Source organism: Pseudomonas sp. O230 (assembly GCF_045447035.1).
Classification (GTDB): domain Bacteria; phylum Pseudomonadota; class Gammaproteobacteria; order Pseudomonadales; family Pseudomonadaceae; genus Aquipseudomonas.
In genome coordinates this window covers 299,449-325,030 of record NZ_JBJGXN010000011.1, presented here as the reverse complement: position 1 = coordinate 325,030, position 25,582 = coordinate 299,449, and the positions used below count along the sequence as shown (strand labels likewise).

At 59.7% G+C, this 25,582-nt stretch carries 23 protein-coding genes and 1 pseudogene; 18 read left to right on the top strand and 6 right to left on the bottom strand.

What is annotated here, in order from left to right:
* Positions 1–2 precede the first annotated feature (2 nt).
* From ACI77H_RS24905 to ACI77H_RS24850, 12 genes are all read left to right on the top strand, one after another.
* Entirely contained in the window at positions 3–1,439 is a 1,437-nt protein-coding gene (locus ACI77H_RS24905; protein ID WP_407014279.1) for a sigma-54-dependent transcriptional regulator, read from the top strand.
* Positions 1,440–2,129: 690 nt separating this feature from the next.
* Complete coding sequence (locus ACI77H_RS24900) at positions 2,130–3,533, top strand: polynucleotide adenylyltransferase PcnB (protein ID WP_407014278.1); 1,404 nt, start codon at positions 2,130–2,132, stop codon at positions 3,531–3,533.
* Between the two features lie 2 nt (positions 3,534–3,535).
* The gene (folK, locus tag ACI77H_RS24895) at positions 3,536–4,021 is read left to right on the top strand and encodes a 2-amino-4-hydroxy-6-hydroxymethyldihydropteridine diphosphokinase (RefSeq protein ID WP_407014277.1); all 486 of its coding nucleotides are present in this window, start codon (positions 3,536–3,538) and stop codon (positions 4,019–4,021) included.
* A 350-nt stretch (positions 4,022–4,371) separates the two neighbouring features.
* Positions 4,372–5,172 (top strand): 3-methyl-2-oxobutanoate hydroxymethyltransferase, encoded by an 801-nt coding sequence (panB, locus tag ACI77H_RS24890; protein ID WP_407014276.1) that lies wholly within the window; start codon positions 4,372–4,374, stop codon positions 5,170–5,172.
* Complete coding sequence (panC, locus tag ACI77H_RS24885; protein ID WP_407014275.1) at positions 5,169–6,029, top strand: pantoate--beta-alanine ligase; 861 nt, start codon at positions 5,169–5,171, stop codon at positions 6,027–6,029. The genes panB and panC overlap by 4 nt, the downstream gene beginning before the upstream one ends.
* 189 nt (positions 6,030–6,218) lie before the next feature.
* Entirely contained in the window at positions 6,219–6,599 is a 381-nt protein-coding gene (gene panD / locus ACI77H_RS24880; RefSeq protein ID WP_003228271.1) for an aspartate 1-decarboxylase, read from the top strand.
* A 220-nt stretch (positions 6,600–6,819) separates the two neighbouring features.
* Entirely contained in the window at positions 6,820–8,484 is a 1,665-nt protein-coding gene (gene pgi / locus ACI77H_RS24875; RefSeq protein WP_407014274.1) for a glucose-6-phosphate isomerase, read from the top strand.
* A gap of 192 nt (positions 8,485–8,676) precedes the next feature.
* The gene (gene acs, locus ACI77H_RS24870; protein ID WP_407014273.1) at positions 8,677–10,614 is read left to right on the top strand and encodes an acetate--CoA ligase; all 1,938 of its coding nucleotides are present in this window, start codon (positions 8,677–8,679) and stop codon (positions 10,612–10,614) included.
* A gap of 120 nt (positions 10,615–10,734) precedes the next feature.
* Positions 10,735–11,607: an oxygenase MpaB family protein gene (locus ACI77H_RS24865; protein ID WP_407014272.1), complete on the top strand. Its 873-nt coding sequence runs from the start codon at positions 10,735–10,737 to the stop codon at positions 11,605–11,607.
* Between the two features lie 169 nt (positions 11,608–11,776).
* A complete protein-coding gene (locus tag ACI77H_RS24860) occupies positions 11,777–12,793 on the top strand; it encodes a class I SAM-dependent rRNA methyltransferase (RefSeq protein WP_407014271.1) in 1,017 nt (338 codons plus the stop codon).
* A gap of 93 nt (positions 12,794–12,886) precedes the next feature.
* The gene (locus ACI77H_RS24855) at positions 12,887–15,835 is read left to right on the top strand and encodes a DUF748 domain-containing protein (protein WP_407014270.1); all 2,949 of its coding nucleotides are present in this window, start codon (positions 12,887–12,889) and stop codon (positions 15,833–15,835) included.
* The gene (locus tag ACI77H_RS24850; protein ID WP_407014269.1) at positions 15,835–16,131 is read left to right on the top strand and encodes a DUF2845 domain-containing protein; all 297 of its coding nucleotides are present in this window, start codon (positions 15,835–15,837) and stop codon (positions 16,129–16,131) included. The genes ACI77H_RS24855 and ACI77H_RS24850 overlap by 1 nt, the downstream gene beginning before the upstream one ends.
* Positions 16,132–16,312: 181 nt before the next feature.
* Here the strand turns inward: ACI77H_RS24850 and ACI77H_RS24845 are convergent, their stop codons facing one another.
* Together ACI77H_RS24845 and ACI77H_RS24840 are read right to left on the bottom strand one after the other, a co-directional pair.
* A complete protein-coding gene (locus ACI77H_RS24845; RefSeq protein ID WP_392891427.1) occupies positions 16,313–16,666 on the bottom strand; it encodes a BON domain-containing protein in 354 nt (117 codons plus the stop codon).
* A gap of 309 nt (positions 16,667–16,975) precedes the next feature.
* On the bottom strand, positions 16,976–17,386 hold the full coding sequence (locus ACI77H_RS24840) for a pilin (RefSeq protein WP_201185584.1): 411 nt from the start codon (positions 17,384–17,386) through the stop codon (positions 16,976–16,978).
* A gap of 225 nt (positions 17,387–17,611) precedes the next feature.
* On the opposite strand from ACI77H_RS24840, the gene pilB reads away from it, so the two are divergent.
* From pilB to yacG, 5 genes are read left to right on the top strand one after another with little or no spacing between them, the layout of a single operon-like run.
* Complete coding sequence (gene pilB / locus ACI77H_RS24835) at positions 17,612–19,312, top strand: type IV-A pilus assembly ATPase PilB (RefSeq protein WP_407014268.1); 1,701 nt, start codon at positions 17,612–17,614, stop codon at positions 19,310–19,312.
* Positions 19,313–19,314: 2 nt separating this feature from the next.
* Positions 19,315–20,532 carry a type II secretion system F family protein gene (locus ACI77H_RS24830; RefSeq protein WP_407014267.1) on the top strand — a complete coding sequence of 406 codons (1,218 nt, stop codon included), beginning with the start codon at positions 19,315–19,317 and terminating at the stop codon, positions 20,530–20,532.
* Position 20,533: 1 nt separating this feature from the next.
* Positions 20,534–21,406 (top strand): prepilin peptidase, encoded by an 873-nt coding sequence (locus ACI77H_RS24825; protein ID WP_407014266.1) that lies wholly within the window; start codon positions 20,534–20,536, stop codon positions 21,404–21,406.
* Positions 21,403–22,026, top strand: coding sequence for a dephospho-CoA kinase (gene coaE, locus ACI77H_RS24820; protein ID WP_407014265.1), 624 nt, complete (start codon positions 21,403–21,405; stop codon positions 22,024–22,026). Before ACI77H_RS24825 ends, coaE begins: the two co-directional genes overlap by 4 nt.
* Positions 22,023–22,223: a DNA gyrase inhibitor YacG gene (yacG, locus tag ACI77H_RS24815; RefSeq protein WP_407014264.1), complete on the top strand. Its 201-nt coding sequence runs from the start codon at positions 22,023–22,025 to the stop codon at positions 22,221–22,223. Before coaE ends, yacG begins: the two co-directional genes overlap by 4 nt.
* 9 nt (positions 22,224–22,232) lie before the next feature.
* On the opposite strand, the gene ACI77H_RS24810 is transcribed toward yacG, so the two are convergent.
* Positions 22,233–22,448 carry a hypothetical protein gene (locus ACI77H_RS24810; protein WP_008033212.1) on the bottom strand — a complete coding sequence of 72 codons (216 nt, stop codon included), beginning with the start codon at positions 22,446–22,448 and terminating at the stop codon, positions 22,233–22,235.
* A 63-nt stretch (positions 22,449–22,511) separates the two neighbouring features.
* Positions 22,512–23,201 (bottom strand): energy-coupling factor ABC transporter permease, encoded by a 690-nt coding sequence (locus ACI77H_RS24805; protein ID WP_407014263.1) that lies wholly within the window; start codon positions 23,199–23,201, stop codon positions 22,512–22,514.
* 197 nt (positions 23,202–23,398) lie between these two features.
* Here ACI77H_RS24805 and ACI77H_RS24800 point away from each other — a divergent pair, with 197 nt between their 5' ends.
* A complete protein-coding gene (locus tag ACI77H_RS24800; RefSeq protein WP_407014262.1) occupies positions 23,399–23,641 on the top strand; it encodes a DUF2790 domain-containing protein in 243 nt (80 codons plus the stop codon).
* A gap of 18 nt (positions 23,642–23,659) precedes the next feature.
* Here the strand turns inward: ACI77H_RS24800 and ACI77H_RS24795 are convergent.
* Positions 23,660–24,037, bottom strand: a pseudogene (locus ACI77H_RS24795) (methyl-accepting chemotaxis protein); the annotation flags it as partial.
* Between the two features lie 266 nt (positions 24,038–24,303).
* Positions 24,304–25,572 (bottom strand): OprD family porin, encoded by a 1,269-nt coding sequence (locus ACI77H_RS24790; RefSeq protein ID WP_407014261.1) that lies wholly within the window; start codon positions 25,570–25,572, stop codon positions 24,304–24,306.
* Positions 25,573–25,582: the final 10 nt, after the last annotated feature.

Here is a 25,582-nt window from a genome sequence, read left to right as displayed (position 1 = left end):
CAATGCCGCACATTTTGATCGTCGAAGACGAAACAATTATCCGCTCCGCCTTGCGCCGCCTGCTGGAACGCAACCAGTACCAGGTCAGCGAAGCCGGTTCAGTGCAGGAAGCACAAGAACGCTTCACCATTCCCACGTTCGACCTGATCGTCAGCGACTTGCGCTTGCCTGGCGCGCCGGGCACCGAGTTAATCAAACTCGGCCAAGGCACTCCGGTGCTGATCATGACCAGCTACGCCAGCCTGCGTTCGGCGGTCGACTCGATGAAGATGGGCGCGGTGGATTACATCGCCAAGCCTTTCGACCATGACGAAATGCTTCAGGCTGTCGCGCGCATCCTGCGTGACCGGCAATCGGTGCAGGCCAGCGGTGAACCTGCCGTCGGCAAAGCCGCCAATGGTGCGACGAAACCGGGTGTCGACAACAGCAACGGCGAAATCGGCATCATCGGTTCGTGCCCACCGATGCAGGACCTGTACAGCAAGATCCGCAAAGTCGCGCCGACCGATTCCAATGTCTTGATCCAGGGCGAGTCCGGCACCGGCAAGGAACTGGTGGCGCGCGCGCTGCACAACCTCTCAAGACGTGCCAAGGCACCGATGATTTCGGTGAACTGCGCAGCCATTCCGGAAAGCCTGATCGAGTCCGAACTGTTCGGCCACGAAAAAGGCGCGTTCACCGGCGCCAGCGCCGGGCGTGCCGGCCTCGTGGAAGCGGCCGATGGCGGCACCTTGTTCCTCGACGAAATCGGCGAACTGCCGCTGGAAGCGCAGGCTCGCTTGCTGCGCGTGTTGCAGGAAGGCGAAATTCGCCGGGTCGGTTCGGTGCAGTCGCAGAAAGTCGATGTGCGCTTGATCGCGGCAACTCACCGCGACCTCAAGAGCCTGGCCAAGATCGGCCAGTTCCGTGAAGACTTGTACTACCGCCTCCACGTGATTGCCCTGAAACTGCCGGCCCTGCGCGAGCGCGGTGCCGACGTCAACGAAATCGCCAATGCCTTCCTCGCACGCCAGAGCGCGCGGGTCAACCGCACTGATCTGAAGTTCGCCGCGGACGCCGAGCAGGCGATTCGTCATTACTCCTGGCCGGGCAACGTGCGTGAGCTGGAAAACGCGGTCGAACGCGCAGTCATCCTGTGCGAGAGCCCGGAAATTTCCGCCGAGCTGCTGGGCATCGACATCGAGCTGAGCGACCTGGAAGACGACGATTTCATCGGCCTGCCTCCGCAACAGGGCAACGGCGCCGGCAACAACAATCATGAGCCGACCGAAGACCTGTCTCTGGAAGATTACTTCCAGCACTTCGTTCTCGAGCATCAGGACCACATGACCGAAACCGAGCTGGCACGCAAACTCGGCGTCAGTCGTAAATGCCTGTGGGAACGCCGTCAGCGCCTGGGGATTCCGCGGCGCAAGACCGGGGTGGCCAGCGAGAGCTGAGCGGGTAACACATGACTGTGTGAAAAAACTGTTACCTCAGTTTTTTCACGTAACAGAAACCGGGGCTTACGGTAACGAAGCCCCGGTTTTTTTGGGCCTCTAAAAAGCCGATCAAGTGACGTAACCCCTTGTTTTGCTGGGCATCGCAAAAGTTGGCACGCACCCTGCTATATGTTTGGTACAAGAACAATAACAAGCAATGTACAAGACAATAAAAATAAGACGAATCGACTCACGCACAATAAAAACAAGACGGCATGAGGCGCAGCTAACTGATTCTTTTGGAGAGGCGTTGTATTTGGGGCTAGCCCCACGACCAGGCCGAGAACAACAAAAACTGTCTTGAGACAGAGCCTGAACTGGTTGGATCGCAAGATCACTACAGCACAGCGACCAAAGCAATCCGTTTGCTCTTGGCTCCCGATTGGGAGGGTCATGAAGGAAAACTTCATGACGCGGGCACTCAACAAAAACAAGAAGCCCGAAACCAATAACAAAAATAGAACATGCAACTACTTCTTGGGGAGCTTCGGCTCCCCTTGTAGTTTCTGGCGTTTACCCCCGTGCCAGACATGCCCTTCAAGCGCTTGCGCAGCTTCCTACACCATCCCCTGACTAAATGCTAGAATCCCCGCCCATCATGCGGTCATTCTTCGTTATGGCCGAACATTCCTTCAAACAGTGCATCCCATGCTGAAGAAGTTGTTCCAGTCATTCCGTTCTCCCAAGCGTCATACGCAACACATCCGCAGCACGCCTGAAGTGCTTAACAGCGGCCAACATTCGCTGCAAAAGGCGCAATTCAGCCGTTACGCGGTGAATATCGTCGAACGCCTGCAGAACGCCGGTTACCAGGCTTACCTGGTCGGCGGTTGTGTGCGTGACATGATGCTCGGCATCACACCGAAAGATTTTGACGTCGCCACCAGTGCCACCCCTGAACAGGTGCGCGCCGAGTTCCGGAATGCGCGGATCATCGGCCGCCGCTTCAAACTGGTGCATATCCACTTTGGCCGCGAAATCATTGAAGTCGCGACCTTCCGCGCCAATCACCCGCAAAACGATGAAGAGGAAGACAGCAACCAGTCTTCCCGCAACGAGAGCGGACGCATCTTGCGCGATAACGTCTACGGCACCCTGGAAGAAGACGCGCAACGCCGCGACTTCACCATCAACGCCCTGTATTACGACCCGGTCAGCGAGCGCATTCTCGACTACGCCAACGGCGTACACGACATCCGCAACCACCTGATCCGCCTGATCGGCGATCCGAAACAACGCTACCAGGAAGACCCGGTGCGGATGCTGCGTGCCGTGCGTTTCGCCGCCAAGCTGAATTTCGGTATCGAAAAACACAGCGCTCTGCCGATCCGCGATCTGGCGCCGATGCTGCGTGAGATCCCCTCGGCCCGCCTGTTCGAAGAAGTGCTCAAGCTGTTCCTCTCCGGCCACGCCGCGGACACCTTCGAGATGCTGGTCGACTTGCAGCTGTTCGATCCGCTGTTCCCGGCCAGTGCCGAGGCGCTGGAATACAACCCGACTTACACCCACACCCTGATCAGCGAAGCGCTGATCAACACCGACCTGCGCATCAAGCAGAACAAACCGGTGACCCCGGCGTTCCTGTTTGCGGCCCTGCTCTGGCCTGCCCTGCCCGCCCGCGTGTTGCGCTTGCAGGAACGTGGCATGCCACCGATTCCGGCGATGCAGGAAGCGGCGCACGAGCTGATTGCCGAACAGTGCCAGCGGATCGCGATTCCAAAACGTTTCACCATGCCGATCCGCGAGATCTGGGACATGCAGGAACGTCTGCCGCGCCGCAGCGGCAAACGTGCCGACCTGTTGCTGGACAACCCGCGGTTCCGCGCCGGTTACGACTTCCTGCTGTTGCGTGAAAGCGCCGGTGAGCAGACCGATGGCCTGGGCGAATGGTGGACGGATTATCAGGACGCTAACGATAGCGAACGTCGTGACATGATCCGCGACCTCAGCGGCAAGGACGAAGGCGCCAGCGGTGCGCCGCGCAAACGTCGCCGCAGCGGCGGTGCCAAGCGCAAACGCGCGGCTGGCGCACCGAGCGCTACGGGCGAGTAAGCATGGAACGCATCTACATCGGCATGGGCAGCAATCTGGCTGACCCCGCCGAACAATTGCGCAGCGCCATCGATGCGCTGGCGCAGTTGCCGCAAAGCAAACTGGTCGGGGTTTCGGCGTTTTATCAAAGCGACTCGCTGCTGCCGGGCCAACCGCGTTACACCAACGCGGTCGCCGCCCTCGACAGCATGCTTGCGCCGCTGGCGCTGCTTGATGCGCTGCAAGCCATCGAGAACGGACAGGGCCGCGAGCGTCTCGAACGCTGGGGGCCACGCACACTGGATCTTGACATCGTGCTGTTCGGTGATCGGCTGATCGACGAACCTCGCCTCAAGGTGCCTCACTACCATATGCAGGAACGCGCGTTCGTTCTGTATCCGCTGGCCGAGTTGGCGCCGGAGGATTTGCGCTTGGCGGATGGCCGTGCCTTGGCCGAACTGCTCGCGGCCTGCCCGTTTGTCGGGCTCGAACGCCTCCCGCCGAATTAACGCCGCCCCCCCTGTAGGAGCAAGCTTGCTCGCGATGCAGACGACGCGGTCGTTCTGCAACACCGCATCGATGCCATCGCGAGCAGGTTTTTGTGTCGGGCACACGTTCTGCGGCTGCTGAATCGCATCAGTTACCCCGGTAACACCCCACGCGTAACAATGCGGTAACACACGCAATTGACTTCCCGAGTTCTCCTCACGACTATAGGCGTCCCGCTGCCACCAACACGGCGTTAAAGGGCGCAATCCAGGCCTTAAAAGCACGACAACAGACCGTGCGCCTGTATTTAACGAAGAATCACGCGCGTTACTCGCAGTAGTTTCCACAGCGCCTGAATGAGGAACTTTTCATGCCAGCCATCACCCTGACCACTCTGCAAGGTCTCAAGCAAAAAGGTGAAAAAATCACCATGCTGACCTGCTATGACGCAACCTTCGCCCACGCCTGCAATGAGGCTGGCGTCGAAGTGCTGCTGGTGGGCGACTCCCTCGGCATGGTTCTGCAAGGTCACGACAGCACCTTGCCGGTGACCACTGCCGAGATGGCTTACCACGTCGCCGCCGTCAAACGCGGTAACACCGACGCGCTGATCCTCGCCGACCTGCCTTTCATGGCCTACGCCACTCTCGAACAAACCATGACCAACAGCGCCCTGCTGATGCAGGCCGGTGCGCACATGGTCAAGGTCGAAGGTGCATTGTGGCTCGCGGATTCGATCCGTCTGCTGGCCGAGCGCGGCATCCCGGTGTGCGCGCACATGGGCCTGACGCCACAATCGGTGAACATTCTGGGCGGTTACAAAGTCCAGGGCCGTAGCGAAAACCAGGCCCGGCAGATGCGCGCCGACGCCATCGCCCTGGAACAGGCCGGTGCCGCCATGCTGCTGCTCGAATGCGTACCGAGCGAACTGGCCCAGGAAATTACCCAGGCGGTGGGGATTCCGGTAATCGGTATCGGCGCCGGCAGCAGCACCGACGGCCAGGTCCTGGTACTGCACGACATGCTCGGCCTGTCGATCACTGGCCGAGTGCCAAAATTCGTGAAGAACTTCATGAACGGCCAAACCAGTATTCAAGCGGCCCTGAGCGCTTACGTTACTGAAGTCAAAGCGGCGACTTTCCCTGGTATCGAACACGGATTCTCTGCATGAACACCGTAAAAACCGTACGCGAACTGCGGGCCGCCGTGGCCCGCGCCCGCGGTGAAGGCAAGCGCATTGCCTTCGTACCGACCATGGGCAACCTGCACAGCGGCCATATTGCGCTGATCACCAAAGCCAGCCAGCGCGCAGATTTCGTCGTTGCGAGCATTTTCGTCAACCCGTTGCAATTCGGCGCCGGCGAAGACCTCGACAAGTACCCGCGCACCCTGGCAGCGGACCAGGAACAACTGTTCCAGGCCGGTTGCCACTTGCTGTTCGCGCCGACCGTTGAAGAAATGTACCCCGACGGCATGACCGGCCAGACCCGCGTCAGCGTTCCGCAACTGTCAGAAGGCCTGTGCGGCGCCAGCCGTCCGGGGCACTTCGAAGGTGTGGCGACGGTGGTCAGCAAACTGTTCAACATGGTCCAGCCGGACCTGGCGATCTTTGGCCAGAAAGACTTCCAGCAACTGGCCGTGATTCGCGCGCTGGTGCATGACCTGAACATGCCGATCCAGATCATCGGCGAGCCGACGGTGCGTGCGGCCGATGGGCTGGCGCTGTCATCGCGCAATGGGTTTCTCAGTGAAGAACAGCGGGCCGTGGCGCCGGTTGTATATCGCACGCTGTCGTCGATTGCCGAAGCCATTAAACAAGGTGAACGCGATTATCCTGCGTTGATCGACGCACAGACCAAGCAGCTTGAGGCAGCGGGTTTGCGCACCGATTACCTGGAAATCCGCCATGCGCTGACGTTGCGTCCGGCGACTGCGCAAGATCGCGACCTGGTGATTCTGGTCGCGGCGTTCCTCGGCACCACGCGGTTGATCGACAACCTGCACCTGAGTCTCGACGCCACCGCATAAAACACCACAACTCCCTTTCAGGAGCCGGCTTGCTGGCGATGGCATCACTGCGGTGCATCTGCCAGACCGAGGTGATGCCATCGCCAGCAAGCCGGCCCCTACAGAGGGCTGCTCCCGCCCCCCTGTATTGCTGCCCACATTGCCTTCGGGCAAACTGCCCGCCGTTCGATTCCGACCTGGGAAACACTCATGCACGCCATCATGCTCAAGGCCAAGCTGCATCGCGCCGAAGTCACCCACGCAGTACTCGATTACGAAGGTTCTTGCGCCATCGACGGCGAATGGCTGGACTTGTCCGGCATCCGTGAATACGAACAGATCCAGATCTACAACGTCGACAACGGCGAACGCTTCACCACCTACGCGATTCGTGGCGAAGAAGGCTCGCGCATGATCTCGGTCAACGGCGCCGCCGCCCACAAGGCCAAGGTCGGCGACCGCGTGATCATCTGTGCTTACGCTCACTACAGCGAAGCCGAACTGCTCAACTTCAAGCCGCGCATGCTCTACATGGCGCCGGGTAACGAGTTGAGCCACACCAGCAATGCCATTCCGGTTCAGGTCGCCTGACCGAATCTTCTCTTCCGTTTGTCGGACCGTTCCCTGCTTCATGTACAAAAAAGTACCGGGAACGGGTCAGACAAAGTCAAGACAGATCGCAGCGCGAGGTTTACTGTATTCGCCCTGTGCCATGAAATCGTGTCGACGCAGTTGACCGGACGCCCACCCGCAGCGCTCCGGGATTTTTAGTGTTCAAAAGGCCGTTCAAGTAAAAAGGAAACCCGCAGCGATGGCGTACTACCGCACTCCTCAAGACGTGACCGCTCTGCCCGCCTGGCAGGCGCTGAATGACCACCGCCAAGCCATGCAGGATTTCAGCATGCGCGAAGCCTTCAATGCCGATCCGCAGCGCTTTACCCAATTCACCCTCAGCAGCTGCGGCCTGTTTCTCGACTACTCGAAGAACCTGATCAACGCCGAGACCCGCAACCTGCTGGTGGGCCTGGCCAACGAAGTCGACCTTCAGGGCGCGATCAAGGCGCTGTTCGAAGGCGAAATCGTCAACTCTTCCGAAGGGCGTCCGGCCCTGCACACCGCGTTGCGCCGTCCAGTGGGCGAAAAACTGTCGGTCAACGGCGTCAACGTGATGCCGGAAGTACACAAGGTGTTGAACCAGATCACCGACCTCGTGGGCCGCATCCACGACGGTCTGTGGCGCGGCTATTCCGAAAAGCCGATCACAGACGTGGTGAACATCGGCATCGGTGGCTCGTTCCTCGGCCCGGAGCTGGTGTCCGAAGCGCTGCTGTCCTACGCCCAGAAAGGCGTGCGCTGCCACTACCTGGCGAACATCGATGGCAGTGAGTTCCACGAACTGACCATGAAGCTGCGCGCCGAGACCACGCTGTTCATCGTCTCGTCGAAATCCTTCAATACCCTCGAAACCCTGAAAAACGCCCAGGCCGCTCGCGCCTGGTACCTGGCTCAGGGCGGTTCGGAAGCCGAGCTGTATCGTCACTTCATCGCGGTCTCAAGCAACAACGCCGCCGCCGTGGCGTTCGGTATCCGCGAAGAAAACATCTTCCCGATGTGGGACTGGGTTGGCGGCCGTTACTCGCTGTGGTCGGCCATCGGCTTGCCGATTGCCCTGGCCATCGGCATGTCCAACTTCAAGGAACTGCTGTCCGGTGCCTACACCATGGACCAGCATTTCCAGAGCGCACCGTTCGAGCAGAACATGCCGGTGCTGCTGGCCTTGCTCGGTGTCTGGTACGGCAACTTCTGGGGCGCGCAAAGCCACGCGATCCTGCCGTACGACCACTACCTGCGCAACATCACCAAGCACTTGCAACAGCTGGACATGGAATCCAATGGCAAGAGCGTGCGCCAGGACGGCACGCCGGTGTCCACCGACACCGGTCCGGTAATCTGGGGCGGCGTGGGTTGCAACGGTCAGCACGCGTATCACCAGTTGCTGCACCAGGGCACCCAACTGATTCCGGCCGACTTCATTGTGCCGATCGTCAGCTTCAACCCGGTGTCCGATCACCACCAGTGGCTGTACGCCAACTGCCTGTCGCAAAGCCAGGCACTGATGCTCGGCAAGACCCGCGCCGAGGCCGAAGCCGAGCTGCGTGACAAGGGCATGGCCGAAGCCGAGGTGCAGAAACTTGCGCCGCACAAGGTGATCCCGGGCAACCGCCCGAGCAACACCCTGGTGGTCGAACGCATCAGCCCGCGTCGTCTCGGCGCACTGGTGGCGATGTACGAACACAAAGTCTTCGTGCAAAGCGTGGTCTGGGGCATCAACGCCTTCGATCAGTGGGGCGTGGAACTGGGTAAAGAGTTGGGCAAAGGCGTCTACAACCGCCTGGTCGGCAGCGAAGAAACCCCGGCTGATGACGCCTCCACCCAAGGCCTGATCAACTACTTCCGCGGTCGTCACCGCGGTTAAGTCACTCAAGACCCGATCCCTGTGGGAGCGAGCTTGCTCGCGATAGCGGTTAGTCATTCAACATTGATGTTGACTGATACGACGCCATCGCGAGCAAGCTCGCTCCCACATTGGTTCTATGTACACCTTGAACTCGATATTCTCAGGGCGCATCTTTAGATCTTGTCGTGCAAACAAGAATAAGGAACCGTCATGTTCGATATCAGCACGTTCCCCAAAGCCGATGCCGTCCGCCGGGCCGCGCAACTCAGTCAAGACGACTACAAGCGCCTGTATCGCCAATCCATCGAACACCCCACCGAATTCTGGGCCGCGCAGGCTTCACGCTTTCTCGACTGGAGCAAACCCTGGGACATCGTCCAGCGCTATAACCTGAAAACCGGTGAAGCTAGCTGGTTTACGGGTGGAAAGTTGAATGTCAGTTACAACTGCATCGACCGCCACCTGGAACAGCGCGGCGACCAGATTGCAATCATTTGGGAAGGCGACGACCCCGCCGAGTCCGCCCAGATCACTTACAAAAAACTGCATCACAACGTCTGCCGACTGGCCAACGTGCTCAAAAGCCGTGGCGTGAAGAAAGGCGATCGCGTGTGCATTTACATGCCGATGATCCCCGAAGCCGCCTACGCCATGCTCGCCTGCACGCGAATCGGTGCGGTGCATTCGGTGGTGTTTGGCGGGTTCTCCCCGGATTCGGTGCGCGACCGCATTCTCGACGCCGACTGCCGCACCGTGATCACCGCTGATGAAGGCGTGCGCGGCGGTAAATTCGTCCCGCTCAAACAGAAAGTCGACCAGGCGCTGCAAAGTTGCCCGAACGTCAGCACCGTGATCGTGGTCGAGCGCACTCAGGGCGATGTCGACTGGGTCGAAGGCCGCGATCTGTGGTATCACCAGGCCCTGCGCGACGTCAGCGACGATTGCCCGCCGGAACCCATGGATGCCGAAGACCCGCTGTTCATCCTCTACACCTCCGGCAGCACCGGCAAACCCAAAGGTGTGTTGCACACCACCGGCGGTTATTTGCTGCAAGCGGCGATGACCTTCAAATACGTGCTCGACTACCGCGACAACGAAGTCTTCTGGTGCACCGCCGATGTCGGCTGGGTCACCGGCCACAGTTACATCGTCTACGGCCCGTTGGCCAACGGCGCGACCACACTGATCTTTGAGGGCGTGCCGAGCTACCCGAGCAGCTCGCGCTTCTGGCAGGTGATCGACAAACACAACGTGAACATTTTCTACACCGCCCCCACCGCCCTGCGCTCGCTGATGCGTGAAGGCGCCGAACCGCTGAAGGAAACGTCCCGCGCGAGCCTCAGATTACTCGGCAGCGTCGGTGAGCCGATCAACCCGGAAGCGTGGGACTGGTACTTCAATGTTGTGGGCGAGCAGCGTTGCCCGATCGTTGATACCTGGTGGCAGACCGAAACCGGCGGCATCATGCTCAGCCCGCTGGTCAGCGCGCAGCGGATCAAACCCGGCTGTGCCACGCAACCGATGTTCGGAGTGCAACCGGTGTTGCTCGACGAAACGGGCAAGGAGATCAAAGGCGCCGGCAGCGGTGTGCTGGCGATCAAATCCAGTTGGCCAGCGCAGATCCGCAGCGTCTACGGCGACCCGCAACGGATGGTCGACACCTATTTCAAACCCTACCCCGGCTACTATTTCACCGGCGACGGCGCGCGGCGTGACGAGGATGGCGATTACTGGATCACCGGGCGCATCGACGACGTGATCAACGTTTCCGGCCACCGCATCGGCACCGCCGAAGTGGAAAGCGCGCTGGTGCTGCACGACAGCATCGCCGAAGCGGCGGTGGTCGGTTACCCTCACGACGTCAAAGGCCAGGGCATCTATGCCTTTGTCACGCCCATGAACGGCACCGAGCCCAATGACGAACTGAAGAAAGAACTGCTGGCCCACGTCAGCAAGGAAATCGGCAGTTTCGCCAAACCGGACCTGATCCAGTGGGCCCCGGCCTTGCCGAAAACCCGTTCGGGCAAGATCATGCGGCGGATTCTGCGCAAGATCGCCTGCAATGAGCTGGACAGTCTGGGCGACACGTCGACCCTGGCCGATCCGAGCGTGGTTCAGGACCTGGTCGATAAACGCCTGAACCAATAACGCACTGCCCTCTGTATGAGCCGGCTTGCTGGCAATGGCGACTGACACACCGCAATCGCCAGCAAGCTGGCTCCTACAGGGGAATGTGCGATGCCCCCCCTTTTTTTCCAACGAGTCGCCATGGAATTCATCCGCAGCCGCATCGAAACCCAGGTCATGAGCCTCACCGGTCTGTCCCTCGGTCAGCTCGACCTGGAAAACCCCAAGGGTGATCCCGGCCTGTTCGGCCCCGACTCGGTCAGTTGGCAAGTCCACGGCGACTTCAGCAGCATGCTCATCGGTGGCATCAGCGCGCTGATGCTGCAAGCCCTGCACCCCTTGGCGCTGGCCGGGGTCTGGGACCATTCGAATTTTCGCGAGGACATGCTCGGTCGCCTGCGCCGCACCGGGCAGTTCATTTCCGGCACCACCTTCGGCTCGCGCAAAGATGCCGACTGGCTGATCGAGAAAGTTCGCACCATTCACCTGCAAGTGACCGGCACCGCGCCGGATGGCCGGCCTTACGCCGCCAGCGATCCCGATCTGTTGACCTGGGTGCACGTGGCCGAGGTCAGCAACTTCCTCGCTGCGCATTTGCGTTATCGCAATCCGCACCTGTCTGCGGCCGATCAGGACCGTTACTACCACGAAATTGCTCTGGTCGCCGAACGACTCGGTGCTCGTGATGTGCCCCGTTCGCGACAGGAAATGGCCGAATACCTTAAGCGCATTCGCCCGCACCTGCTGTGCGACGAGCGCAGTCGCGAGGTGTTGCGACTGCTGTTGAACGCACCCTCCCCGAGCCGTTTGGCCAAGCCGTTCGGCAGTTTGATGATGCAGGCCGGTATCGACCTGCTGCCGGATTGGGCCAGCGACATGCTGGGCGTCCGCCAGAGTTCGCTGCAACGCAAACTGATCCGCGCCAGCGTCAACCGCAGCGCGCCGATGCTGCGCTGGGCAGTGCGTAATGGCTCGGTGCATCGGGCGAAACGGCGGATGGGGTTGCTCACTTGACTCATATTTGTAGGAGCTGCGGTGCGACGATTCGACTTGCCGGCGATGAACGATAACGCGGTTCGTCAGGATGAACCGTATTGCGCCCATCGCCAGCAAGCTGGCTCCTACAGGTGCCACGCAAGCTGTTAAACTCCCGCGCCAAATTCCCTCCTGCAAGGCGCCCAGCATGTCTTCCTTGAATCAGGCGCTGCGCGCCGCCCTCGAACATCGCCAGGACCTGCTTGCCGAACTGCATCAGCAAGGCACCGATTGCTATCGCCTGTTCCATGGCAGCCAGGAAGGCGCGGGCGGCTTGACCATCGACCGCTACGGCCCGCAGTTGCTGGTGCAGAGTTTTCACCAGTCATTGGAGCGCGACGCCCTGCTGCAAGTGCATGAGGCGGTTAACCAACATCTGGGCCTCGAGACCCTGCTGGTCTACAACGACCGCTCCCGGGGCAACTCGCGCATCGACCGTGAAGACACGGTCTACCACGCCGACGAAGCCGCCCTGCAAGACCTGATCGGTCACGAATGGGGCCTCAATTACCGGGTTCGCGGCCGCCATGCCGGCCAGGATCCGTTGCTGTTCCTCGACTTGCGCAACACTCGCGGCTGGGTCAAGGAACACAGCCAGCACAAAAGCGTACTCAACCTGTTTGCCTATACCTGCGGCGTCGGCCTGAGCGCTGCGGCCGGTGGCGCGAGCGAGGTGTGCAACCTGGACTTCGCCGAGGGCAATCTGGCGGTCGGCCGCGAAAACGGTCTGCTCAATCCGCAGTTGCCGACGATGCAGTTCATCCAGTCCGATTATTTCCCGGCGATCCGCCAACTCGCCGGCCTGCCCATCAGTCAGCGTCGCGGGCAGAAACTGCCGAGCTATCAACGCCTGGAGCAACGTCAATACGACCTGGTGTTGCTGGATCCACCGGCCTGGGCCAAGAGCGCCTTCGGCACCGTCGACCTGCTGCGCGACTACCAGAGCCTGCTCAAACCCGCGCTGCTGACCACCGCTGACAATGGCGTGCTGATCTGCTGCAACAACCTGGCAAAAGTCAGCATGGATGACTGGCGCGAACAGATTTTGCGCTGCGCGGAGAAAGCCGGCCGCCCGGTACGCGAGTGGACCGTGATGAAACCGGGCGGCGATTTCCCGTCCATGGATCAACAGCCGCCGCTGAAAACCCTGATCCTGCAGCTCTGATTCACGCCAGATAAATCTGAAAAATCCTGGGCTGAGCGATTACTTCGGAACCGGATTCGCGTGCCATACTCCAAGGCACTCCGATTCAGACAGATGAAGCCGCACATGCCCAAAGGATTGATCCGCGCTATCGGCGCCTTGTTGACCGCTCTGGCCCTCTACAGCCTGCTGGGGTTTCTGATTTTGCCGGGTATCGCATTGCGGGTGGCCAACCAGCAACTGGCCAACTACGCCACGATGCCCGCCACGATTCAGCGAATCGAACTCAACCCGTTCAGCCTTGAAGTCACCCTGTGGGGCCTGATCATCGGCGAACCGGGCAAGGAGCAGGTCGGCTTCGAACGCCTCTACGCCAACCTGCAGATCGACAGCCTCTGGACCAAAGCGCTGCACCTGTCCGATATCGAACTGGACAAACCCAAGACCGAAATCCTCTTCGGCAAGGACGGCAAACTCAATCTGCTCGGTCTGTTCAAAATCCCCGCCAGCGAACCGACCCCGGCCGACCCGAACGCCAAACCGTTTCCGCTACGCATAGAGCGGATCAAACTGGCTGACGGTGCCGTGCACTTCAAGGATGAACGTCCCAGCGAAGCCATCGAATTCCTCTACGACAAACTCGATTTCGAGCTGAACAACCTCAGCACCCTGCCCGAAGACAGCGCCGACATGACCCTTGTGGCCATCGGCCCGAACGGTGGGCAGATCGACTGGACCGGCAATTTCAGCCTGATCCCGATCGCCTCCGAAGGTAAGCTGAAAGTCACCGACGGCCAGATGAAAGCCTTTTGGCCCTATGTGCGCGACGCGCTGCCGCTGGTGCTGGAAAACGGCGTGCTGAACCTGAGCACCGACTACAAACTCAACCTGTCCAAGGAAACCGAACTGCTGCTGAGCAACGTCGCGGTCAGCGTCGCGCCCTTCGCCATCAATGCACCGGACGGCCGACCGCTGGCGAAACTCGCTCGACTGGACATCACCGACACCACCGTGGACCTGGCCAAGCAGCAAGTGGTGGTCGGCAAGATTCGCAGCCAGAAACTGGAAACCTGGGCAGCACTTGAAGCCGACGGGCAACTCGACTGGCAGAAGCTGTTTGCTGGCCAACCGTCCAAGGCTGCCGCCAAAGCCAAAGCCGAACCCGTCAGCACGCCAGCGGCAGCCGACTCGCCGAAAGCCCCTGTCGCGCCGAGCAAGCCTTGGCAGGTGTTGCTCAAAGACGTGCAACTGCGCGATTACCAGGTGCACCTGGCTGACCGCAAAGCGCAACCCGCGGTGACGCTTGATCTGACGCCGCTAAACCTGGACCTGCAAAATTTCGACAGCCTCAATGGCTCGCCATTTACCCTCAAGCTCGATACCGGCGTGGGCAAGCAAGGCAAGATCACCGCCGAGGGCGAGGTCAACCTGGCCCCGGTCAGCGCCAGACTGAACGTGAAGACCAAGGACATCGACCTGCGGGTCGCCCAGTCCTACATCAACCCGTTCATTCGCCTCGAACTGCGCAGCGGCATGCTCGGCAGCGACCTGGCGGTCAACCTGAAAAGCACCGAGCCGTTGGCGCTCAGCGTGACAGGACGTGCGCAGATCGATCAGTTGCACACCCTCGACACCCTGAAAACCCGCGACTTTCTCAAGTGGCAACAGGTGGTGGTCGAAGGCCTGAATTATCAGCACGGCGACAGCCTGTCGATCGACAAGGTCAACCTGTTCCAGCCCTATGTGCGCTTCATGATCAACGATGACCGCACCACCAACGTCGATGACCTGCTGATCCCGCAGCCGCCCGATTCCGGCGCAAAAACTGCAGCGGCCAAACCCGCCAGCAAGGACAAACCGCTGGGCATCCACATCGGCGGTATTGCCATCAATGACGGCTCAGCCAACTTCGCCGACTTCAGCCTGACCCCGAACTTCGCTACCGCCGTGCAACAACTCAACGGCCAGATCGGCACCATCGACAGCCGTCAGGCGAAACCGGCGACCGTCGACATCAAGGGCAAGGTCGATCGCTACGCACCGGTGACCATCAAAGGCTCGGTCAACCCGTTCGACCCGATGGCCAGCCTCGACATCGCCACCAGTTTCAAACGGGTGGAACTGACCACACTGACGCCCTACTCCGGCAAGTTCGCCGGTTACCGTATCCGCAAGGGCCGACTCAATCTCGACCTGCATTACCTGATCACCAAAGGCCAGCTCAAGGCTGAAAACAAAGTGGTGGTCGAACAATTGCAGCTCGGTGAAAAGGTCGACAGCCCGGATGCTGTCAGCCTGCCGTTGAAACTGGCGATTGCCCTGCTCAAGGACGTCGACGGCAAGATTTCCATCGAGCTGCCAGTCACAGGCGACCTCAACAATCCACAGTTCAGCGTCATGCCGATTGTCTGGCAGACCCTGCGTAACCTGATCGTCAAGGCCGCCGCCGCGCCATTCAAGATGATCGGCGGACTGATCAGTGGCGGTGGTTCGGAAGATCTGGGCACGGTGTCGTTCGCACCGGGTTCCAGCGACCTGAGCAAGGACGCCGAGGGTTCGTTGGTCAAACTGTCCAATGCGCTCAAGGAACGCCCGGCCCTGCGCCTGGAAATCGAAGGCACCGCCGCCGCCAGCAGTGATGGCCCGCTGATCGCCGAGCAACGCCTGGAACGGGAATACCAGTACAACTACTACAAGATGCTCCAGCGTCGCGGCGACAAAGTGCCGGCACAGGCTTCGTTGCTTCAAGTACCGGACGGCGAGAAAGGCCCGCTGCTGGAAGGCATCTACCGCATCCGCCTGAAAACCCAGCCACCCGTCGAATGGAAGGATCTGGGCAAGGAAGAACGCACCGCAAAAATGCGTGCGGACGTGATCAAGTTCTGGAGTACCAGCGACGTGCTGTTACGCCAACTGGGCCAGGATCGCGCCAGCAGCATCAAGGATTATCTGGTCGACAAGGCTCAGTTGGCCGATGACCGCGTGTACTTCATCGATGCCAGCCTCGGCGAAGCCGAAAGTGACGGCCGGGTAGTGACGCCATTGCACCTGGATGCCGAGTGATGATCAGGCGATTGCTGATCAGCCTGACACTGGCCATGGCAGCCAGTCATGCCTCGGCCGCCGAAACCCTGCGCTGTGGCAGTCAATTGATCAGCGTGGGGGACAGGTCCAGCGAAGTGCTGCAGAAATGCGGAGAGCCGGTCAGTCGTGATCTGTTGGGCTACAAGCGCAGCGCCAACCGGCGGGAAGAATTCCAGGTCGAGGAATGGACCTACGGGCCCAACGGCGGGATGTACCAGTACCTGCGGTTTGAAGGTAATCGCCTTAGGCAGATCACCAGCAAACGCGGTAACTGACACACACGCCCTCCTACCGTTTGGTTTTGCAGTGCCCACAATAGAACAGGCCCCAAACACGAATGTCCGGGGCCTGTAATGGCCACATCCTTATGGCCGTCGCATGAACTCTCAAGTAGCGGCAGACGTATGACTCGGCTCGTCTACCGCGCCTTCTCCCGTTCAGGCGAGAAGTCTTGCCTTACTCGGCTTTCAGGCCGTCAGCGGAGACCGCTTTGACGCCTTTGATTTTCTTGGTGATCGCCACAGCGGTGGCTTTCTGTGCGTCAGTCACCGCGACGGTGGACGACAGGGATACAACACCTTTGTTGGTTTCGACTTTGATATCGGTACCAGGAATGCCTTTTTCGGTTACCAGGTCACTTTTGACTTTGGTGGTGATCCAGGTATCGGAGGTAGCTTCCTTGGCCTTGGTCACTTCACCGGCTGCCAAGGTCATTGGCGCTTGAGTGGCTTGGGTTTGAGCGAATGCAGCGTTGGCCATGGTCAGGGTCAGCGCGGTAGCAGCAGCGGCAGCGATAGCGAACTTCTTCATACGAGTAACTCCTGTTTTTCATAAAGTCTGCTGCGTGTCTTGTCAGCAGGGTTACTGGGTATATTGCGAACGCTGTGCCAACTCCGAGACAGGCAATAATTCGTTATAAATCAATAACTTAAAAAACACACCGACTTTCGTAATCATGCAAATTGCATGACTTCGACATTCTCTACATGCAAGTTGCAGGTTTTAACGTGGGCCTAAGGCCATGAAATTTCGGGATTTTCCGGTTCACCTTTGGATTAACAAAAAAAATGCCCCGTTTTTTCTAAACGGGGCATATTTCAAACGATGTAGAACAGGCTTTTAGTTGGCAACACAGCCGCCTGGGGCATAATCGGCAGCGACCTTGGTCGTGCAAGACCAGCCGGTTGTCGGGTCGCGGGTCAGCGTAATGGTCTTGCTAAGAACTGGCGCTGGGGCATTAAGAATCGTGCAACCGATAGTGCCTTTGCCGTCAGAGGCAGTGCCCGAAGCAGAGATCGTGCAATTGGTGGTCGTTGCAGTGCCGCCAACTTTGGTCAAATCCGGGTTGACCCCCTGATTCAGCACATCTTCAAAATTCACCTTTAAAGCAGAAATCTCAGCCAGCCCGGCCGTGACCTTGGCTCGTGCCTGATACTTCGAATAAGCCGGCAACGCAAACGTCGCCAGAATCCCGATGATCGCCACCACGATCAACAGTTCGATAAGCGTAAAACCTTTCTGAGTATTCATAGACAAGCTCCATGCATGAGTCGAAATCTCATGATCTGAATTAACCGCAGCACAGCCCATGCCAAGCCCGCCGCCCCCTGTTAGCGGGGCGCGGGAACGACGCGACGGCTATTCCCGTCCCCAGGATCCGCACTAACTGACACTTTTTGTCACCAGAACAGCGCTGGTTTGGCTCCACCGGTTGACTAGGCTATAAGTCATGAACTGTCTGCGTCCGGTATCCCCATGAATGACATCGCCCTTAGCGGTCTGGCCAAGCAATTGGTTCTGGCCGAACTGCTCACTGACAAAAGCGCGCAACAGGCGTATCAACAGGCCCAACGCCAAAAAATCTCCCTGGTCAGTTATCTGGTGCAGAACAAACTGGTGAAAAGCAGCCAGGTCGCCGAGATCGCCTCCGAGCATTTCGGCATGGCGCTGCTCGACCTCAACTGCCTGGACAAGGACACCCAACCCAAGGGCCTGGTCAGCGAAAAACTGATTCGCCAGCACCATGCCCTGCCCCTCTGGCGCCGGGGCAACAAGTTGTTCGTCGGGGTTTCCGACCCGACCAATCACCAGGCCATCAACGACATCCAGTTCAGCACCGGGCTGAACACCGAAGCCATCCTGGTGGAGGACGACAAGCTCAGCAACGCCATCGAAAAGTTCTTCGACAGCCATGCCAGCGGCCTCGAAGACATGGCCGACGTCGACCTTGATGGCGTGGACATCGAGTCGATCGATGACTCCCATCAGGACGCCATCGCCGGACAGGATGCCGACGACGCGCCGGTGGTGCGCTTCGTCCACAAGATGCTGCTCGACGCGATCAGGAGCGGTTCTTCCGACCTGCATTTCGAGCCCTACGAAAAAACCTACCGCGTACGGATGCGCACCGACGGCATACTGCGTGAAGTCGCCAAGCCGCCGGTTCAACTGGCCAACCGCATCGCCGCCCGCCTGAAAGTCATGGCCAGCCTCGACATCTCCGAACGGCGCAAACCGCAGGACGGGCGGATCAAGATGCGCCTGTCCAAGAGCAAGTCCATCGACTTCCGGGTCAATACCCTGCCGACCCTGTGGGGCGAGAAAGTGGTGATCCGGATCCTTGATCCATCGAGCGCGCAAATGGGCATCGACGCCCTCGGTTACGAGCCTGAGCAAAAAGACCTGTACATGGCCGCGCTGAAGCAGCCGCAGGGGATGATCCTGGTGACCGGCCCTACCGGTTCGGGCAAGACTGTGTCGCTTTACACCGGGCTGAACATTCTCAACACCGTGGACATCAACATTTCCACCGCCGAAGACCCGGTGGAGATCAACATGGAAGGCATCAACCAGGTCAACGTCAATGCCAAGCAGGGACTGGGTTTTGCCCAGGCGCTGCGCTCGTTCCTGCGCCAGGACCCGGACGTGATCATGGTCGGCGAGATCCGCGACCTGGAAACCGCCGAAATTGCGATCAAGGCCGCCCAGACCGGTCACCTGGTGCTGTCGACCCTGCACACCAACAGCGCAGCGGAAACCCTGACCCGCCTGCACAACATGGGCATTCAGGGGTTCAACATCGCGACGTCGGTCAGCCTGATCATCGCCCAGCGCCTGGCGCGCAAACTGTGCAGCCATTGCAAGAAACCCATCGATATTCCCCGCGAGGCATTGATCAAGGAAGGCTTCCCCGAGGAACGCATTGGCACGTTCACGATCTATGAGCCGGTCGGTTGCGATCAGTGCAACGGCGGCTACAAGGGGCGCGTGGGGATTTATGAAGTGGTGAAAAACACACCGGATCTGCAACGGCTGATCATGGCCGAAGGCAACTCGTTGGAAATCGACATCCAGATGCGCAAGGACGGCTTCAACGACCTGCGTACCTCCGGGCTGATCAAGGCCATGCAAGGCATCACCAGCCTTGAAGAAATCAACCGGGTCACCAAGGACTGAACATGGCGGTCAAAGCAGCGAAAATCAGTGTGTATGCCTGGGAAGGCACCGACAAGAAAGGCACGAAGATGACCGGCGAGCTCAGCGGTCAGAACCCGGCCTTGATCAAGGCGCAACTGCGCAAGCAAGGCATCAACCCCGGCAAGGTGCGCAAGAAGTCCGCCTCGATATTCAGCTTCGGCAACCGTATCAAGGCGCAAGACATTGCCCTGTTCACCCGGCAGATGGCGACGATGATGAAAGCCGGCGTGCCGCTGTTGCAGTCGTTCGACATCATTGGCGAAGGCTTCGATAACCCGGCCATGCGCAAACTGGTGGACGAGGTGAAACAGGAAGTCGCGGCGGGTAACAGCTTCGCTGCGGCCCTGCGCAAAAAACCGCAATATTTTGATGAGCTCTACTGCAACCTGGTGGATGCCGGCGAACAGGCCGGTGCCCTCGACACCCTGTTGGAGCGGGTCGCGACCTACAAGGAAAAGAGCGAAAGCCTCAAGGCCAAAATCAAGAAAGCCATGACCTATCCGCTGGCCGTGGTGTTCGTCGCGATCATCGTCACCGGCATTCTGCTGGTCAAGGTGGTGCCGCAATTCGAGTCGGTATTCAAAGGATTAGGTGCGCAATTGCCGGCCTTCACGGTGATGGTCATCGGCCTGTCGCAGTTCATGCAGGACTGGTGGTGGCTGATACTTGGCGTGTTGATCGCGGCGATCTTCGGTGTGCGCCACGCCTTCAAGACATCGCAAGGCTTTCGCGACCGGACCGACATCTGGCTGCTGAAGCTGCCATTGATTGGCACCTTGATGTACAAGTCCGCCGTGGCCCGTTACGCCCGTACGCTGTCGACCACCTTTGCCGCTGGCGTGCCGCTGGTCGAGGCGCTGGAATCGGTGGCGGGCGCGACCGGCAACATCGTGTTCAAGCGAGCGGTGCTGCGCATCAAGCAGGATGTGTCGACGGGGATGCAGCTGAACTTCTCCATGCGCACCTCCGGAATCTTTCCGAACATGGCGATTCAGATGGCGGCCATTGGTGAAGAGTCCGGCGCGCTGGACGACATGCTCGACAAGGTTGCCAGTTTCTACGAGGCAGAAGTCGACAACATGGTCGACAACCTCACCAGCCTTATGGAACCGTTCATCATGGTGGTGCTGGGTGTTATCGTCGGCGGTCTGGTCATTGCGATGTACCTGCCCATCTTCCAACTCGGCAATGCGATCTGACATGCCCTTGAACGAAATCCTGACCTTGTACCCGCTGGCGTTTGTCCTCCTTGCACTGGTGGTCGGCTTGCTGGTCGGCAGCTTTCTCAACGTGGTGATCTGGCGCCTGCCGAAAATGCTCGCACGCGAATGGCGATTGCAGGCCTACGACATCCTGGGCCTGCCGGTCGAAACGCCGCAGCCGACCTACAACCTGATGCTGCCTCACTCCCAGTGCCCGCACTGTGGGCACCGGATCCGCGCCTGGGAAAACATTCCGCTGCTCAGTTATGCGTTTTTAGGTGGACGATGCTCAAGCTGCGCAACGCCCATCAGCAAACGTTACCCATTGACCGAACTGGCCTGCGGCCTGCTGTCCGCGTTCATCGCCTGGCATTTCGGTTTCGGATGGCAAGCCGTGATGGCGCTGGTGGTGAGCTGGGGCCTGTTGGCCATGAGCCTGATCGACGCCGAGCATCAACTGTTACCGGATGTGCTGGTGCTGCCGTTGCTGTGGCTGGGGCTGATCATCAACAGCTTCGAATTGTTCGTGCCGTTGCACGAGGCGCTGTGGGGCGCAATTGCTGGCTTCATGGCGCTGTGGTCGGTGTTCTGGCTGTTCAAGCTGATCACCGGCAAGGACGGCATCGGACACGGCGATTTCAAGCTGTTGGCCATGCTGGGCGCCTGGGGCGGCTGGCAGATTTTGCCGCTGACCATTCTGTTGTCGTCCCTGGTGGGCGCGATTATCGGCGTGATTGTGCTGCGCCTGCGCAACGCAAAAACCTCGACCCCGATCCCCTTCGGCCCCTATCTGGCGATTGCCGGCTGGATTGCATTGCTCTGGGGTGGTCAAATAACCGACTTCTATTGGCAGTTTGTCGGTTTGAAATGAATACCCCTGTGGATAAACCCTGGATTCTCGGTCTGACCGGCGGCATCGGCAGCGGCAAAAGTGCGGCCGCCCAGCACTTTATCGACCTGGGCGTACACGTGGTCGATGCCGATCATGCGGCGCGCTGGGTGGTGGAGCCGGGGCGCCCGGCACTGGCCCGGATAGCCGAACATTTCGGTCCTGGCGTGCTGCAAGCCGACGGTCAACTGGATCGCGCGGCGTTGCGCAAACTGATCTTTGAAGTACCTGAGCAACGCCTCTGGCTCGAGGCGCTTTTGCATCCGCTGATCGCCAGGGAAATCGCCGACCACCTGGGCAAGGCACAATCGCCTTACGCGATTCTGGTGTCGCCGTTGCTGATCGAATCTGGCCAGTACGCCATGACCCAACGGGTCCTGGTGATCGATGCGCCCGAACAGTTACAGATCGAACGCACCCTGCAGCGTGACCAGACCAGCGAACAACAGGTCCAGGCGATCCTCAAGGCGCAATCCAGTCGCCAGGATCGCGTGAGCCATGCCGACGATGTGGTGGTCAACGACCGCGACCTCGCCTGGCTGCACAGCGAGGTCGAACGCCTGCATCACTTTTACCTTAAATTGCGTGGAGGCCAGTCATGAGCCAAACCCCAACCGTCGAATGCCCAACCTGCGGCGCCCCTGTCGAATGGACCCCCGAGAGCACATTCCGACCGTTCTGTTCGGACCGCTGCAAACTGATCGACCTGGGCGCCTGGGCGTCGGAAGAACACAAGATTCCGGTGAGCCCGGATGCCGAAGACGAGCTGTTCAGCGAAGACTTCGAACCACGCCACTGAGGCCGCGGGTCAGGGCCGCATGAAGCCGTAGTCCTGACCGTCATCGAGGTTCTCGGCAAGAAACTGCAACTCATCCGCCAGATCCTCGACACTGCGTACCGCCTTGCTCTGCTGCACCACTGCACTGAGCAAGGCGCGCAGGCTCAACCCCGGATCAAACCCGACTTCCTGCGCTGCATCCAGACTGTGGCGCAACTCCTGCCTTGCCCATTCGTAGACACTCATTTCGATGCTCCTGAAGGTTTTGCGGAGCATGGATTCGTCGACGTTATTTGGATTTGATGTGGATCAAGATTTCGGGTCGTCGTCCTTCCAGGGTGCCGAAAGGTAGCGTGTGCGGTTGAAGGTCTCCAGCCATTCCGGGCTGAACACCACCAGTGCGCTGACGACCATGCCGTTGATGAACGCTTCGGGAAAGATGATCAGCCACAGGTAACCGACGAAATCCTCCAGCCAATAGGGCATGACGAAAAGCTCGTTGAACCACAGCAGCCACAGCGCCAGCAGCAGGCACAACAAGGCCGATAGCGCCGCGGCGAAGAAACCGGAAACGAAGATGTAAACGAAGGGATTACGCGGTTGTGCACGCTCGACCAGGATGGCGCAGCATTCGGTGACCAGCACGGGCAACAGAATAAACAACGCACCGTTGACCCCGACGGCGGCGAGGTCCTGGCGTCCGAGCAGGACCAGGCCTGTTTGCGCGACCAGGCCGCCGACGATTGCCAACGGCCAGTCCAGGAGCAGGGTCACGGCGGTCATGCCGATGAAGTGATAGGACACGCCGGTGTCGAAATCCCGCCGTACCAGCCACAGCATGAACAGCGCGAACACGGTGCCGAACAACAGATGCTGGCGGCGGCTGTCGCTGAACAGCTCGACCCACGGGGCACGGGCGACGGCCCAGATCAGTGCCGGGATGTAGATCAGCCATCCGACGGCGAGGGTTTCGGGGGACAGTAGTTCGGCGCCGATCATGGCTGGGCTTGCTCCTTTTTCTTTGCCAGGAGAGGACAGGTTGTCAGTCTACACCGCCGTTTGTGCGCCCTACGATGGGGGGGCTTATCCGGCGATTGTTACGTTTCCTGCAAAGCTGAATCAGCCCCCGGCCCCTTTATCACTCCGAGCCAAGGACTAAACTTCAAAGCATCAAAACCAACACCGAGCAAACAAAAATGAAAACCCTGACCGCCCTGCTTTTGACCCTCCTCGCCACCTCCGCCATGGCCGCCACCAACGAGCCAGCCGCCACCCCCTACAACCCGGCGCAACCGCTGGACATCGCCAAGGTGGTTTCCATCACCGACACCGCAACCTCGTGCGACGTCGTGCCGGCAACCATGGTTTACATCGATCATCAAGGCCAGACCCATCGCGTGACCTACTCAGTCATGGGCAATTGCACGAGCAGCCTGTAACACCGGGTAACCCGCGACTCACACGATCAGCCGTTTCGCCTGCAACGCCAAATCATGCAGACCGGCCAAACGGGCCATGATCCGTTCAACCACCTCGACCCGGGCCACCGCACCGCTTTGCAATTCACCCATCGAGTGCAAAGCCACTCCAGCCTTTTCCAGCCCCAGACGAGTGGAACCGGATAGCTGCTGAAGCCCTTGGCGCGCCTGCTCCGCCGACTGTTCCAGCCCCGTGGCGATTTGCCGGATCTGCGCACTGGAATCCGCCGCCTGACGCGAGAGATTGCGCACCTCATCGGCGACCACCGCAAACCCTCGGCCATGACTACCCGCCCTCGCCGCCTCGATGGCCGCGTTGAGCGCCAGCAGATTGGTCTGACGGGCGATGTCCTGGATGCTGCCGACAATCGCGCCGATGCGCATCGACTGACTGCCGAGCTCATCGAACACCTGATCCAGACGCTGCATGTAGAGGTTCAGATCCTCCAGCACAGCGGCCGAAGACTGCATGCTCTGCGCACTCGCCTTGACCCGGTCGCCGGCCGCGCGCGCCAGTTGATTGGCAAAGCGCATGTCTTCCTCGGTTTGCAGCACCGATTCGGTCAATTGCTCCAGTTTGGCCTGCAGGCCGATGGTGTACGGCGGTTGTTCTTTTTCAAGGGTCATAGCAGCGTCCAGGTGTAACTGAGGATCAGGCGGTTTTCGTCGATATCGCTGCGGTAGTTGGAACGGGCCATCACGTTGCGCACCCGAATCCCGAGGCCTTTGAGGCTGCCACTTTGCAGCACGTAACCGAGGTCGAGATCCCGCTCGCGGTCCTTGCCCTCGAAGCCCTTCCCGGTGTCGACGTTATTACCGGAGATGTAACGCACGGTGCTGGTCAGCCCAGGTACACCGAGCGCGGCGAAGTCGTAGTCGTAACGCGCCTGCCACGAGCGTTCGTCGGTATAGGCGAACTCGTAGGTCGGCACCTCGTTGCCCAGCGGCGAGACGTTGGCGAAGACGCGTGGGAATGCGCTGTCACCGAACATCCCCTGATAACCGACATAAAACGTATGGCCTCCGCGCTTGGCCGACAGCAGCGAGAAGAACGCCTGGTTATCGATGTTACCCAGCAGCTTCTTGCCGTCTTCGCGCGAATCGTAGTAGCCGAGGTTGGCGCCCAGGGTCCAGTCGCCTAGCGGCTGACTGTGCTTGAGACCAAGAAAGCGCTGGTTGTAGATATCTTCCAGTTGCCCGAACCAGGCGCTGACCGAGCTGCGTTTATCGTTGAAGGCGTAATCGGCGCCGGCAAAGTTGAAGCCATCACTGCTGACCTGGCGCTGCGGCACGTGGCCGAGCATGGCCTGCATTTTTTCGTCGCCCGCCTCGTTGCGCAGGCTGGTCGTATTCAAGTGGCCACCCTGCAAGGTCAGGCCATTGATCTCATTGGAACTGATGCTTGCGCCCTGATAACTGGGCGGCAGCAGGCGTATATCACTGAAAGCGAGCACCGGCAGATTGGGTTGCAACTCACCTACTTTCAGCTCGGTTTTTGAGTAACGCATCTTCAGCGCAGCTTCGAGACGGCTGTAATCATTCGCCGCGCGCCCGTCATCTTTAACGGGTAGCAAACCGGTATTGACCCGATCCGGGCTGCTGTCGAGCTTGAGGCCGAGCAGGCCGATCACATCCACCCCGAATCCGACAGGCCCTTGGGTGTAACCGGATTTGACGTTGAGGATGAAGCCCTGCGCCCACTCTTCGGCCTTCGACTGTTTGTTCGCCCCGACGATGTCGGAGAAGTCCCGACTGAAGTAGTAATTGCGTGCTTGCAAGGTGGCCGTGGTGTCTTCGATAAAGCCGCCCTCGGCCGCCATCGCCCCGGCGGAGAAACCCGAGACGACCGCCATGGACAACACGGAACCGGTTGTTGGGAAAATCTGTTTCATCGTTTGTTCT